Origin of the sequence: Kitasatospora sp. NPDC001527 (genome assembly GCF_040298605.1) — a bacterium.
Taxonomy (GTDB): domain Bacteria; phylum Actinomycetota; class Actinomycetes; order Streptomycetales; family Streptomycetaceae; genus Kitasatospora.
Genome location: NZ_JBEPAM010000002.1, coordinates 1 through 13,046, shown reverse-complemented (window position 1 = coordinate 13,046; position 13,046 = coordinate 1). Strand labels below are relative to the sequence as shown.

The window sequence follows — 13,046 nt, the reverse complement described above, 5'->3', positions numbered from 1 at the left end:
CCCTAGTGACCGGGGACCGGGGCGTGGTCGTTGGTTCACGTAGTCGAGCGGCCGCCGCGACGGCCGCACCCCCGAGGGAATAGGGAACATGGCGAAGATCCTGCAGTTCGACGAGGACGCCCGCCGCTCGCTGGAGCGCGGTGTCAACAAGCTGGCCGACACCGTCAAGGTGACCATCGGCCCCAAGGGCCGCAACGTCGTCATCGACAAGAAGTTCGGCGCCCCGACCATCACCAACGACGGCGTCACCATCGCCCGTGAGGTCGAGCTCGACGACCCGTACGAGAACCTTGGCGCGCAGCTCGTCAAGGAGGTCGCCACCAAGACCAACGACGTCGCGGGCGACGGCACCACCACCGCCACCGTGCTGGCCCAGGCCCTGGTCAACGAGGGTCTGCGCAACGTCGCCGCCGGCGCCGGCCCGGCCGCCCTGAAGAAGGGCATCGACAAGGCCGTCGCCGCCGTCTCCGAGCACCTGCTGTCGGTCGCCCGTGAGATCGAGGGCAAGGACGACGTCGCCGCCGTCGCCACCCTGTCCGCCCAGGACGCCCAGGTCGGCGAGCTGATCGCCGAGGCGATCGACAAGGTCGGCAAGGACGGTGTCATCACCGTCGAGGAGTCGAACACCTTCGGCGTGGAGCTGGACTTCACCGAGGGCATGCAGTTCGACAAGGGCTACCTGTCGCCGTACTTCGTCACCGACGCGGAGCGGCAGGAGGCGGTCCTGGAGGACCCGTACATCCTGATCAACCAGGGCAAGATCTCCTCCATCCAGGAGCTCCTGCCGCTGCTGGAGAAGATCCTGCAGGGCGGCACCTCCCGCCCGCTGCTGATCATCGCCGAGGACGTCGACGGCGAGGCGCTGTCCACCCTCGTGGTGAACAAGATCCGCGGCACCTTCAACGCGGTGGCCGTCAAGGCCCCGGGCTTCGGCGACCGCCGCAAGGCGATCCTCGGTGACCTGGCCGTCCTGACCGGCGGCACCGTGATCTCCGAGGAGGTCGGCCTCAAGCTCGACCAGGCCGGTCTGGACGTGCTGGGCTCGGCCCGCCGCGTGACCGTCACCAAGGACGACACGATCGTCGTCGACGGTGCCGGCGAGTCCGAGGCCGTGGCCGGCCGCGTCGCCCAGATCAAGGGCGAGATCGCCAACACCGACTCGGACTGGGACCGCGAGAAGCTGCAGGAGCGCCTGGCCAAGCTGGCCGGTGGCGTCTGCGTGATCCGCGTCGGTGCCGCCACCGAGGTGGAGCTCAAGGAGCGCAAGCACCGCCTGGAGGACGCCATCTCGGCGACCCGCGCCGCGGTCGAGGAGGGCATCGTCGCCGGCGGCGGCGCCTCCCTGGTCCACGCCGCCAAGGTGCTGAACGACGGCCTGGGCCTGTCCGGCGACGAGGCCACCGGTGTCGCGGTCGTCCGCAAGGCGCTGCACGAGCCGCTGCGCTGGATCGCCCAGAACGCCGGCCTGGAGGGCTACGTCATCACCTCCAAGGTCTCCGAGCTGGAGCAGGGCCAGGGCTACAACGCCGCCACCGGCGAGTACGGCGACCTGGTCAAGGCCGGTGTCATCGACCCGGTCAAGGTCACCCGCTCCGCCCTGGAGAACGCCGCCTCGATCGCCTCCCTGCTGCTCACCACCGAGACCCTCGTGGTGGAGAAGAAGGAGGAGGAGGCCGACAACGGTCACGGCCACTCGCACGGCGGTCACGGCCACTCGCACTGAGGCCACAACCGCTGAGCGCGGCCACCGCGCGCAGTCACCGACCGCAGGCCCGGTCCGCACCCCGCGAGGGGTGGCGGGCCGGGCCTGCGGCCGTTCCGGGCCGTTCCAGCCTTCAACTATCAGTTGAATTTTGCGTAATGCAAAGAATCCCTTATATCTTGGGGGCATGATCGAGGCCCGCCATCTGCGCGTCCTGCGTGCCGTCGCCCGCACCGGCTCCTTCTCCGCCGCCGCCCGCGAGCTGGGCTGTACCCAGCCCGCCATCAGTCAGCAGATGAAGGCCCTGGAGAAGTCCGTGGACACCCCGCTGGTGGTCCGTTCGGGCCGCGGGATGCAGCTGAGCGAGGCCGGGCGGGTGCTGCTCAAGCATGCCACCGGGATCCTCGCCGGGCTCTCCGCCGCCGAGGAGGAGGTCGCGGCGATCGCCGGACTGCGGGCCGGGCGGGTGCGGCTGGTGTCCTTCCCGACCGCCAGCTCGACCCTGGTGCCGCCGGCCGTCGCCCGGCTGCGGGACAGCCATCCGGGCGTGCGCGTGTCGCTGGTCGAGGCGGAGCCGCCGGAGTCGCTGGCGATGCTGCGCGGCGGCGAGTGCGAGGTCGCGCTCGCCTTCCGCTATCCGCAGGCCCCCGGTTCCACCCTCGCGCCGGCGCCCGCGCCCGCGCACGGCACGCCCCGGGAGGCGCGCGCGGAGGCCAATCTGGAGGCCCAGCAGCTGAGCGCGGGGGCCGACTGGTCCGACCTGGTGGTCACCCCGCTGCTGGACGACCCGCTGGTCGGACTGCTGCCCGCCGGGCACCGGCTGGCCGGGCGCGGCGGGCCGGTGGAGCTGGGCGAGCTGGCGGGGGAGCAGTGGATCGCCGGCTGCCCGCAGTGCCGGGGCCACCTGGTGGAGCTGTGCGCGGGCGCCGGCTTCGAGCCGCGGATCGACTTCGCGACCGACGACTACCCGGCGGTGGTCGGACTGGTGGCCGCCGGGCTCGGCGTGGCGGTGCTGCCGGGGCTGGCGCTGGAGTCGGTGCGCCCCGACGGGGTGGCGCCGGTGGCGGTGCACGCCGCCTCGGGAGCGCCGGCGGTGCGGCAGGTGGTCGCGCTGACCCTGCCGGACCTCGCCGAGGTGCCGGCGGTGGCGCTGATGCTGGAGCGGCTGGCGGGGGCGGCGGCCGGGCACTGACCCGCCGGAGCGGCGGGACCGGGGCAGCCGGGTGCGCCGCACCCCGAGAAGAAACGTTTCTTCCCGGCGAGGCGGAACCGGTGGCCTACTGCTGGACCGCGCCCGGCGCGGCGAGCGGCACCTCCACCAGGCGGTTGCGCGAACGGCCCATCATCTCCTCGCGCTCGTCCTCGGTCAGGCCTCCCCAGACGCCGTACGGCTCGCGGACCGCCAGCGCGTGCGCGGCGCACTCGGTGCGCACCGGGCAGCGCATGCAGACCTCCTTGGCACTCGCCTCGCGCGAGCTGCGGGCCGCGCCGCGCTCGCCCTCGGGGTGGAAGAAGAGCGAGCTGTCCACGCCGCGGCAGGCCGCGGAGAGCTGCCAGTCCCAGAGGTCCGCGTTGGGGCCGGGGAGTCGGGAGAAATCTGCCATGGCTCATTCCCTTCAGAGGTCGTCGACCGCGGGGCCGGTCGCCGGCGGGGTGCGTCGGCGGCGGCACGGCGGGGCGTCCGGCGCGGTGTGGACACCTGGAAATATGACTTACGGCAACTCCATGGACAAGTCACCCACAGAGTGGCACAACAGTCAATGACCATACAAAAGCTCTAAAAACGGGCATAGTGCGCATGGCGGTTGGGCAGGCGGGCGCCGGGCGCGGATGGGGCAATCGGGTGGCCGACGGGCGCGCGCGGGCCCCCGTGGGTGTGCGGGTTGTACGCCGACCGCGCGCGAGCTGCGCAAAAGTGCGGCGTGTGCACCGCGATGCGGCTGATCGGTAACGGGTCGGCCACGTACAGTGGTGGAGATGGCCCCGAAGGCCGTAACTCATTCGAGTGACGGTCGTTGGATGTGCGGAGGCGGTTAGCGGACGCCGGACGTCGGGAACGATCGCGGGGAATCTCAGGCGATCAGCACGGAGTCTGTCGCCGATCGGCCGTGTCGGAGAGGTTCGTACCAGCCAGGAGGCTCAACGTGACGCGGATCAGCTGCGGAGGACGACGGTCATGACTTCCGTTCTCGTTTGCGACGATTCCCCGCTCGCCCGCGAGGCGCTTCGCCGCGCGGTCGCGACCGTACCCGGTGTCGATCGGGTCACCACCGCGACGAACGGGGAGGAGGTCCTCCGCCGCTGGGTGGCCGACCGCTCCGATCTCGTCCTGATGGACGTCCGGATGCCCGGCCTCGGCGGGGTGGAGACGGTCCGGCGGCTGCTGTCCGCCGACCCGGGCGCCCGGATCATCATGCTCACCGTCGCCGAGGATCTCGACGGCGTCGCCCTCGCGGTCGCCGCGGGGGCCCGCGGGTACCTGCACAAGGACGCCTCGCGCGCCGAACTGCGGGCCACCGTCACCCAGGCGCTCGCCGACCCGACCTGGCGGCTCGCCCCCCGCCGGCTGCGCAGCCCCGACATGGGCGCCGCGCCGACGTTGACGGCGCGTGAGATCCAGGTGCTCGAAGGCATGAGCCACGGCCGCAGCAACGCCGAGATCGGCCGCGAGCTGTTCCTCTCCGAGGACACCGTCAAGACCCACGCCCGACGGCTGTTCAAGAAGCTCGGCGCCTCGGACCGCGCGCACGCGGTGGCGCTGGGCTTCCGCTGGGGCCTGGTCCGCTGACCGCCGCCGGCACCGCCGGTTCCGGCACGCTCCGCGCGATTGCCCGCGCGGGGGCGTGTGACGTTACGGTCCCGAGGTTGCACCATGGAGGAGTGGAGCACCTCGGGGACCAGCGGACAGGAACTGCGGCGAACCACGCAGCCGCAGGAGACTCGGCGGACGGCGCCGCGGACGGGACCACCCGGGGCGGTGGGGCGGGAGGCGGGACGGTGCAGGAGGGGCCGGTGGTGCGGACCGGTGCGGCACCGCATAACGTTCCGGTGCACAACTCCGGACGCGGTGCCGCGTTTTCCCGCGCGACCAGGCACCATGGACCGATGCGTGACGACGTGACCGGGGCTCCCGGCGAGGCGGACCCGGTGGAGGCCGAGCCCTCCGCGCCCGGGTCCGGCCCGGGGTACGCGGAACCGGCCGACGGGCCCGGCGCGCTCGCCGAACTGGTCGCGGCCGCCGTCCGCGGCGAGGGCCCGGCGATCGACGCGCTGCTCGCCCACGTCCATCCGCTGGCGCTGCGCTACTGCCGCGGCCGGCTGGTCCGGCTGCCCGGCGGCGCCCGGCACCACGTGGACGACATCGCCCAGGAGGTCTGCGTGGCGGTGCTCTGCGCGCTGCCCCGCTACCGGGACCAGGGGCGCCCCTTCGAGGCCTTCGTCTACGGGATCGCCGCGCACAAGATCGCCGATCTGCAGCGGGCCGCGATGCGCGGGCCCGGCTCGACGGTGATCCCGCAGGACGACCTGCCGGAGGTGCCGGACGACGCGCTCGGCCCGGAGGAGCGGGCGCTGCTCAGCAGCGACGCGGCCTGGGCGAAGGAGCTGCTCTCCAACCTGCCGGCCCGCCAGCGCGAGCTGGTGCTGCTGCGGGTGGCCGCCGGGCTCTCGGCGGAGGAGACCGGTGAGGTGCTCGGGATGTCGCCGGGGGCCGTCCGGGTCGCCCAGCACCGTGCGCTGAGCCGGCTGCGGGCGCTCGCCGAGGAGTCGTCCTAGTTCGTCGGGGTTCGTTCGCCGGGGTTCGCGGGCCTTCCGGCCGGCCGGAATGGCCCATGGCCGGTCTTTGTTGTCAAGGGCACACGAGAGCGCATTCGCGGTGCCAGTACCATGGGGTATCGGCGCCTGGGCGGGTCGCCAAAGTTTCGACGGTGCGCGCGGGGTTCCCCTGGAGGATCCTCCAGTGGCCACCGGGCTTTCGGCGGTCCGAGCGAGTGAGCTGATGACAGCGCCCCCACCCTCAGGGCGCGAGCTGATCGAGCCGGCCACGGAAGGTACCCCCGAAATGTCTTACAACGCCGCAGGCGTACCCGAGAAGTTCGCGATGCTCGGACTCACGTACGACGACGTCCTGCTGCTGCCGGGGGCGTCCGAGGTGCTGCCGAACGAGGTCGACACCTCCTCGCGGGTCTCCCGCAACGTGCGCGTCAACATCCCGCTGCTCTCCGCGGCGATGGACAAGGTCACCGAGTCGCGGATGGCGATCGCGATGGCCCGCCAGGGCGGCGTCGGCGTCCTGCACCGCAACCTCTCGGTCGAGGACCAGGCCAACCAGGTCGACCTGGTGAAGCGCTCCGAGTCCGGCATGGTCACCGACCCGATCACGGTCGGCCCGGACACCACGCTCGCCGAGGCCGACGCGCTCTGTGCCAAGTTCCGGATCTCCGGTGTGCCGATCGCCGACGGGAGCGGCAAGCTGCTCGGCATCGTCACCAACCGCGACATGGCCTTCGAGACGGACCGCACCCGGCAGGTCCGCGAGATCATGACCCCGATGCCGCTGATCACCGGCAAGGTCGGCATCTCCGGCGTCGACGCCATGGCGCTGCTGCGCCGCCACAAGATCGAGAAGCTGCCGCTGGTCGACGACGAGGGCCGGATCAAGGGCCTCATCACGGTCAAGGACTTCGTCAAGGCCGAGCAGTACCCGAACGCCGCCAAGGACGCCGAGGGCCGGCTGCTGGTCGGCGCCGCCGTCGGCGCCAGCGCCGAGGCCTTCGACCGCGCCCAGGCCCTGGTCGAGGCGGGCGTGGACTTCCTGGTCGTCGACACCTCGCACGGCCACAGCCACAACGCGCTGGCCTGGATCGCGAAGATCAAGTCGGCCGTCGGGGTCGACGTGGTCGGTGGCAACGTCGCCACCCGGGACGGCGCCCAGGCGCTGATCGACGCCGGCGTGGACGGCGTCAAGGTCGGCGTCGGCCCGGGCTCCATCTGCACCACCCGCGTGGTGGCCGGCATCGGCGTCCCGCAGGTCACCGCGATCTACGAGGCGGCCGTCGCCTGCCAGGCCGCCGGCGTGCCGGTCATCGGCGACGGTGGCCTGCAGTACTCGGGCGACATCGGCAAGGCGCTCGCCGCCGGTGCCGACACCGTGATGCTGGGCTCGCTGCTGGCCGGCTGCGAGGAGTCCCCGGGCGAGCTGCTGTTCATCAACGGCAAGCAGTTCAAGTCCTACCGCGGCATGGGCTCGCTGGGCGCGATGCAGTCCCGCGGCCAGGGCCGCTCCTACTCCAAGGACCGCTACTTCCAGGCCGAGGTCGCCTCGGACGACAAGCTCGTCCCCGAGGGCATCGAGGGCCAGGTGCCCTACCGCGGCCCGCTGTCCGCGGTGCTGCACCAGCTGGTCGGCGGCCTGCGCCAGACCATGGGCTACGTCGGCGCGGCCACCGTCGCCGAGATGGAGAGCAAGGGCCGGTTCGTCCGGATCACCTCGGCGGGCCTCAAGGAGAGCCACCCGCACGACATCCAGATGACCGTCGAGGCGCCGAACTACAGCGCCCGCCGCTGAATCGGGTACCCCGCCGCAGGGCCCGCCACCGAGGGGTGGCGGGCCCTGCGGGCTGTCCGGGCGGCACCCGTCGGCGGCCCGGGCGGCGGGCGGCGCCGTGCGGCGGCGGGAGGGTGCGGGATACTGGGGGGCGGCCGGGGTGACCCGGCGGGCATGAGCAATACCACCAGAAGGGCTCGAAGTGACTGAGATCGAGATCGGGCGAGGCAAGCGCGGCCGTCGGGCGTATTCCTTCGACGACATCGCCGTCGTCCCCAGCCGCCGTACGCGTGACCCGAAGGAGGTCTCGATCGCCTGGCAGATCGACGCCTACCGGTTCGAGCTGCCGTTCCTGGCCGCTCCGATGGACAGCGTGGTCTCCCCGCAGCAGGCCATCACCATCGGCCGCCTCGGCGGCCTGGGCGTGCTGAACCTGGAAGGCCTCTGGACCCGCTACGAGGACCCGCAGCCGCTGCTCGACGAGATCGCCGCGATCGCCGACGAGTCCGTCGCCACCCGCCGCCTGCAGGAGATCTACGCCGAGCCGATCAAGGCCGAGCTGATCAAGCAGCGGATCCAGGAGGTCCGCGACTCCGGCGTGGTCACCGCCGCCGCGCTCTCCCCGCAGCGCACCGCCGAGTTCTCCAAGGCCGTGGTGGACGCCGGCGTCGACGTCTTCGTCATCCGCGGCACCACCGTCTCCGCCGAGCACGTCTCCGGCGCGGCCGAGCCGCTCAACCTGAAGCAGTTCATCTACGAGCTGGACGTCCCGGTCATCGTCGGCGGCTGCGCCACCTACACCGCCGCGCTGCACCTGATGCGCACCGGCGCGGCCGGCGTGCTGGTCGGCTTCGGCGGCGGCGCCGCGCACACCACCCGCAACGTGCTCGGCATCCAGGTGCCGATGGCCACCGCCGTCGCCGACGTGGCCGCCGCCCGCCGCGACTACATGGACGAGTCCGGCGGCCGCTACGTGCACGTCATCGCGGACGGCGGCGTCGGCTACAGCGGCGACATCCCGAAGGCGGTCGCCTGCGGCGCCGACGCGGTGATGATCGGTGCCGCGCTGGCCCGGGCCACCGACGCGCCCGGCAAGGGCTACCACTGGGGCATGGAGGCCGTCCACGAGGAGCTGCCGCGCGGCAAGCGGGTCGACCTCGGCACCGTCGGCACCACCGAGGAGATCCTCACCGGTCCGTCGCACACCCCGGACGGCACCATGAACCTGTTCGGTGCGCTGCGCCGCGCGATGGCGACCACCGGCTACACCGAGCTCAAGGAGTTCCAGCGGGTCGAGGTGACCGTCAACCCGGCGCTCAACCACCGCTGAGCCGTACCGCTCCACCGGGCCCCCGTCGCGTCGCGCGGCGGGGGCCCGTGCGCGTGCGGGGCGGCGGCCGGCTGCCGGTGCCGGCTACTGGCGGGTGGCGGCGCGGCGGGTCAGCAGGAAGCCGCCGATCACGGCGATGCCGTAGAAGACCAGGTCCAGCGGGCGGCGGCCGTCGCGCCAGAGCGGGAGGGCGTCCTGCAGCAGCCCGCCGTACCCGGTGCCGGCCAGCGCGTGCAGCCGGCGGGCCTGGCCGAGCAGCTGGCCGAGGAACAGCGCGCCCGAGGCCAGCAGGGCGCCCAGCGGCGGCAGCAGCCGGCTCCGGCCACCGAGCCGGCCCAGCGGCCAGGCGACCGCGGCCGCCGGGGCGATGGCCAGCCAGCCGACGGTGGCCTCCGCGCGGGCCGGCGCGCAGCCGAGCGCCCCGGCGCCGGCCAGCATCGCGAGCACGGCCAGCGCCACGGCCGGTCCCGTCCGGTTCCGGTGGCGCCGGCGGCCCCGGGCGATCTCCCCGCCCTCGGCCGCGTCGGCGGGAGCGGAGCCGGGGGCCGGGTCGGCGGGGCGGTAACCGGCCACCGGGGCGCCGGGCATACCGGGGGCCACGTACCCCTCGGGGGTCTCCGGTTCCGGCGCGACCGAGAAGTGCGGGGCCGTGGGCGGTCGGCCCGACCGGCCGTCAGCGCCCGGTGCGGATGCGGTCATGGACGTCGTATTCCCCCCGGAAAGACGGTGAGCTGCCGAACGGTAGCAGGGCCCGGAGCAGGCCCGACAGAGTTTTCGATCACAGATCGGGCACGGAGCGCCGGGCCCGGCCGGGGCGCGGGCCAGGGTGGCCGGGGGCCGGGTGGTCGGGGGCCCGCGGGACAGGGGATGATGGAGGCTTGGGCGTTCGGGCCCGACGCCGGTCCGACGCGCCGTCACCACGACCGCCAGCAGCACATGGGGGAACGTTCCGAAATGACCCAGGCGCAGGGTTCCACCGGCCGCCTCCTGGCCGGACGCTACCGGCTGAACGCGGTGCTCGGGCGCGGTGGCATGGGCACCGTCTGGCGCGCCGAGGACGAGATGCTGGGCCGGACGGTCGCGGTCAAGGAACTGCGGATGAACGCCAGCGTGGAGGAGGACGAGAAGCACCGGCTGATCGTCCGGACCCTGCGCGAGGCCAAGGCGACGGCGCGGATCCGGCACAACTCGGCGGTCACCGTCTTCGACGTGGTCGAGGAGGACGACCGGCCGTGGATCGTCATGGAGCTGGTCGAGTCCCGCTCGCTGGCGGACGTGGTCCGTGAGGACGGGCCGCTGGCGCCGGCCCGGGCGGCGGAGATCGCGCTGGACGTGCTCGGCGTGCTGAGCGCCGCGCACGCGCTCGGCATCCTGCACCGGGACGTCAAGCCGTCCAACGTGCTGATCGGCGAGGACGGCCGGGTGGTGCTCACCGACTTCGGCATCGCCAGCGTGGAGGGCGACACCTCGGTGACCTCCACCGGCATGCTGGTCGGCGCGCCCTCCTACATCTCCCCGGAGCGGGCCCAGGGGCAGAAGCCCGGACCGCCGGCCGACCTGTGGTCGCTGGGCGGCACGCTGTACGCGATGGTCGAGGGCCGTCCGCCGTACGACCGGGGCTCGGCGCTGGCCACCCTGACGGCGGTGATGACGGAGGAGCTGACCACCCCGGTGAACGCCGGGCCGCTGCTGCCGGTGATCGAGGGGCTGCTGGCCAAGGACCCGGCGAAGCGGCTGACCGCCTCGCAGACCCGGTCCATGCTGAAGCGGGTGGTCGCGGAGGCGACCGCGCGGGCCGAGTCGACGACCGAGCAGGAGGTGCCGGTCGCGGAGGGCAGGGCGAAGCCGAAGCCGACGATCGGCGGGCTGCTCGGGACGGTCCGGGTGGGCAGCCGGGCCGGGGACGCCGGGAGCGGGGAGTCGCCGGCCGCGCCGGTGGCGCCCACGGAGCCGGCGGGTCCCGCGAAGCCGGAGGCTCCGTCGGGGCCGTCGGGGCCGGAGGCCGAGGTGCGGCCGGTGACCAGCGAGTGGACGCTGGGCGCGACCCAGGCCGCCGGGGCGGACCCGCGGACCGGCCGGCGGCGGCTGGCCGTGGCGACGGTCGTGGTGGTGCTGCTGCTGATCGCGGGCGTGGTCGCGCTGGTCCAGGCGCTCGGCGGTTCCGACGACGGCTCGGCGCAGGGCGCGCACGGCACCGCTCCGGTGGCGGCGACCACGGACAGCACGCCGGGTGACGGGGCACCGGCGTCGGCGTCGGCCCCGGAGAGCTCCGCTCCGGAGCAGAGCGCGGCGGCGCCCGAGCCCGCTCCCACGCCGACTCCCACGCCTACCCCGACTCCCACGCCCACCCCGACGCCGACTCCGACGCCGACCGGGGCGGTCGTGCCGGCCGGGTACCACGAGTACAAGGACCCGGCCGGCTTCTCGATCGTGCTGCCCGACTGGCTGCAGCTGGCGAGCTCGGAGTCGATCCGCCGCACCTTCAAGGGCAACGGCAGCACCCTGCGGATCGAGTGGACGACCACGCCGGGGGAGAGCGCGCTCGCCGACTGGCAGGCCTCCGAGCCCGGCCTGCGCGGCCAGGTGACCAACTACCAGCGGGTGCAGCTGCAGTCCGTCGCCTACCGCGAGTGGACCAACGCGGCCGACTGGGAGTGGATCAGCGGCACCCAGCGGACGCACTCGCTGAACCGCGGCTTCGTCACCGGCTCCCCGGCCAAGTACGGCTACGCGATCTACTGGACCACGCCCGACGCGGACTGGGCCGCGCCGCAGAACGCCCAGGCCCGGCAGACCGCGTTCGACACCTTCCAGCCGGCGCCGTGATCCGTCCGCTCGCCTCCCCTCCCCACCGGGCTCGGGCGGGTGTCAGCCGATGAGGCGTTGCTTCGCGCGGGTGAACTCGTCGTCGGTGAGGGCGCCGGCGGTGCGCAGGGCGGCGAGCCGTTCGAGCTGGTCCAGCAGGTCGGCGCCGGAGGCGGGGGCGGGGCCGGCGGGGGCCGGGGCGGCGAGCGCCTTCCGGGAGGCCTCGCGGGCCAGCCGCGCGGTGGCGCGGAGCTGCTCGGCGAAGATCTCCGCCTTGACCACGTCCTCGAAGCGGTGCGAGCCGGTCAGCGCGACCACCAGCAGCACCTCGCCGTTGATCCTGGTCCTGGTGACGGTCGCGTCGGTGACCGCCTCCAGCGGAACCGGGACCGGGGGCTTGCCGTCCTTGAGGAAGAGCAGCCGGTGGGTGGTCAGGACGAGGACGCCCTTGCGGAAGTGGTCGGGGTGGCGCCCGGCCGTGGAGGCGACCGGCTTCTCGTCGGGGGCGACGTTCGCCTGGACGGTGCGCAGGGCCGCGGCCCGGTTGTCACTGCTGCTGTTGCCGGCCACGTCGAAGGCCGCGTCGATCAGATCGGTCCAGTCCATGGACCGAGGGTAATCCGGGGCGCTCGCGCGGTGCCTCCCGCGGTCGGCCAGGGCCTAGGCTTGGCGATGAGCGGAGAGGAACACGCATGCGAGCGGGCCCGGGGCAGGTGCTGGCGGGGCGTTACCGGCTGACGGATCGTCCGGAGGCGCTGAGTGCGCTCGCCGTCGACGAGCGGAGCGGCGACGTCGTGCGGCTGCGCGCGTGGGAGCTGCCCGCGCCGCTGACCGTGGCTCAGGACGTGGACGGCGCCGGATCGGTGCACGGCGAGCGGCTGGTGCGCCGGGTGGCGGCGGTCGGCGCCGCGGCGCCGCGGCATCCGCGACTGCTGCAGGGGGCCGGGGCGTTCGTCGAGGGCGAGCTGCTCTGGACCGTCGAGGAGATGCCGGCCGGGCGGTCGCTGGCCGAGGTGCTCGCGGACGGCCCGCTGCCGCCGTACCGGGCGGCCGAGATCGCCGCGGACCTCGCCGCGGCGCTGCGGGCGCTGCACGACGCGGGCCTGGCGCACGGCAACGTGACGGCCGAATCGGTGCTGGTCTGCGAGGACGGCGCGGCGCTGCTGGGCGGGCTGCTCCCGGGGGTGGCCGAGGAGGTGCTGGCCGAGGAGCTGGGCGGACCGGGCGGCAGGCGCCGCTACGAGGTCCGGGCCGAGCTGGTCGGGTCGGTGGCCGAGCGCTGGCCGCTGGACGGCGGCCCGGCGGGTGACTGCTGGGCGCTCGGGGTGCTGCTGCACCGGATGGCGACCGGCCGCGCGCCGTACCCGGAGAGCGGGGTCCCCGAGCTGGTGACGGCGGTGCGCGAGGGCCGGCGGGTGCCGTCGGAGGCGTGCGGGCCGCTGGGGCCGCTGGTGGAGCGGCTGGTGCAGTCCGATCCGGGGCGGCGGCCGACGGCGGCGGAGCTCCGGCCGGAGCTGGCGGAGCTGCTGGCGGGCGCGCCGGAGCCGGCGGCCGGTGAGCGGCCGGTGCCGCCCCTGCCGGAGCCGCGCCGGCCCGCCGGGCGGCGCGGTGGTGGCGGGCGCGCCCGGGCGGCGGCGAAGGAGCCCCCGCCGGCGGAATCCGCG

At 74.0% G+C, this 13,046-nt stretch carries 11 protein-coding genes; 8 read left to right on the top strand and 3 right to left on the bottom strand.

Annotated features, from left to right (window positions below):
• Window positions 1–88: 88 nt before the first annotated feature.
• Window positions 89–1,723, top strand: coding sequence for a chaperonin GroEL (gene groL, locus ABT238_RS01750; RefSeq protein WP_350572119.1), 1,635 nt, complete (start codon window positions 89–91; stop codon window positions 1,721–1,723).
• A 166-nt stretch (window positions 1,724–1,889) separates the two neighbouring features.
• Complete coding sequence (locus ABT238_RS01745; protein WP_350572120.1) at window positions 1,890–2,894, top strand: LysR family transcriptional regulator; 1,005 nt, start codon at window positions 1,890–1,892, stop codon at window positions 2,892–2,894.
• Between the two features lie 85 nt (window positions 2,895–2,979).
• On the opposite strand, the gene ABT238_RS01740 is transcribed toward ABT238_RS01745, so the two are convergent.
• Window positions 2,980–3,306 (bottom strand): WhiB family transcriptional regulator, encoded by a 327-nt coding sequence (locus tag ABT238_RS01740; RefSeq protein WP_350572121.1) that lies wholly within the window; start codon window positions 3,304–3,306, stop codon window positions 2,980–2,982.
• Between the two features lie 572 nt (window positions 3,307–3,878).
• Between ABT238_RS01740 and ABT238_RS01735 the strand changes: the two genes are divergently transcribed.
• From ABT238_RS01735 to ABT238_RS01720, 4 genes are all read left to right on the top strand, one after another.
• Window positions 3,879–4,490 carry a response regulator transcription factor gene (locus ABT238_RS01735; protein ID WP_014136228.1) on the top strand — a complete coding sequence of 204 codons (612 nt, stop codon included), beginning with the start codon at window positions 3,879–3,881 and terminating at the stop codon, window positions 4,488–4,490.
• A gap of 317 nt (window positions 4,491–4,807) precedes the next feature.
• The gene (gene shbA, locus ABT238_RS01730; protein WP_350755247.1) at window positions 4,808–5,476 is read left to right on the top strand and encodes an RNA polymerase sigma factor ShbA; all 669 of its coding nucleotides are present in this window, start codon (window positions 4,808–4,810) and stop codon (window positions 5,474–5,476) included.
• Window positions 5,477–5,762: 286 nt separating this feature from the next.
• Complete coding sequence (gene guaB / locus ABT238_RS01725) at window positions 5,763–7,268, top strand: IMP dehydrogenase (protein WP_350572123.1); 1,506 nt, start codon at window positions 5,763–5,765, stop codon at window positions 7,266–7,268.
• 181 nt (window positions 7,269–7,449) lie between these two features.
• On the top strand, window positions 7,450–8,577 hold the full coding sequence (locus tag ABT238_RS01720; RefSeq protein ID WP_350572124.1) for a GuaB3 family IMP dehydrogenase-related protein: 1,128 nt from the start codon (window positions 7,450–7,452) through the stop codon (window positions 8,575–8,577).
• Between the two features lie 84 nt (window positions 8,578–8,661).
• Here ABT238_RS01720 and ABT238_RS01715 read toward each other — a convergent pair whose 3' ends face one another.
• The gene (locus tag ABT238_RS01715; protein ID WP_350572125.1) at window positions 8,662–9,276 is read right to left on the bottom strand and encodes a hypothetical protein; all 615 of its coding nucleotides are present in this window, start codon (window positions 9,274–9,276) and stop codon (window positions 8,662–8,664) included.
• A gap of 255 nt (window positions 9,277–9,531) precedes the next feature.
• Here ABT238_RS01715 and ABT238_RS01710 point away from each other — a divergent pair, with 255 nt between their 5' ends.
• Window positions 9,532–11,403 carry a serine/threonine-protein kinase gene (locus ABT238_RS01710; protein WP_350572126.1) on the top strand — a complete coding sequence of 624 codons (1,872 nt, stop codon included), beginning with the start codon at window positions 9,532–9,534 and terminating at the stop codon, window positions 11,401–11,403.
• Between the two features lie 42 nt (window positions 11,404–11,445).
• On the opposite strand, the gene ABT238_RS01705 is transcribed toward ABT238_RS01710, so the two are convergent.
• Complete coding sequence (locus tag ABT238_RS01705; protein ID WP_350755244.1) at window positions 11,446–11,988, bottom strand: SHOCT domain-containing protein; 543 nt, start codon at window positions 11,986–11,988, stop codon at window positions 11,446–11,448.
• Between the two features lie 86 nt (window positions 11,989–12,074).
• Here ABT238_RS01705 and ABT238_RS01700 point away from each other — a divergent pair.
• The coding region (locus ABT238_RS01700) for a protein kinase (protein WP_350755242.1) at window positions 12,075–13,046 on the top strand (972 nt) is incomplete at its 3' end.

Coding starts and splice junctions, on each gene's coding strand:
- ABT238_RS01735 (WP_014136228.1), top strand. CDS start 3,879: ATGACTTCCGTTCTCGTTTGCGACGATTCCCCGCTCGCCCGCGAGGCG.
- ABT238_RS01740 (WP_350572121.1), bottom strand. CDS start 3,306: ATGGCAGATTTCTCCCGACTCCCCGGCCCCAACGCGGACCTCTGGGAC.
- ABT238_RS01710 (WP_350572126.1), top strand. CDS start 9,532: ATGACCCAGGCGCAGGGTTCCACCGGCCGCCTCCTGGCCGGACGCTAC.
- groL (WP_350572119.1), top strand. CDS start 89: ATGGCGAAGATCCTGCAGTTCGACGAGGACGCCCGCCGCTCGCTGGAG.
- ABT238_RS01715 (WP_350572125.1), bottom strand. CDS start 9,276: ATGACCGCATCCGCACCGGGCGCTGACGGCCGGTCGGGCCGACCGCCC.
- ABT238_RS01705 (WP_350755244.1), bottom strand. CDS start 11,988: ATGGACTGGACCGATCTGATCGACGCGGCCTTCGACGTGGCCGGCAAC.
- ABT238_RS01745 (WP_350572120.1), top strand. CDS start 1,890: ATGATCGAGGCCCGCCATCTGCGCGTCCTGCGTGCCGTCGCCCGCACC.
- shbA (WP_350755247.1), top strand. CDS start 4,808: ATGCGTGACGACGTGACCGGGGCTCCCGGCGAGGCGGACCCGGTGGAG.
- guaB (WP_350572123.1), top strand. CDS start 5,763: ATGTCTTACAACGCCGCAGGCGTACCCGAGAAGTTCGCGATGCTCGGA.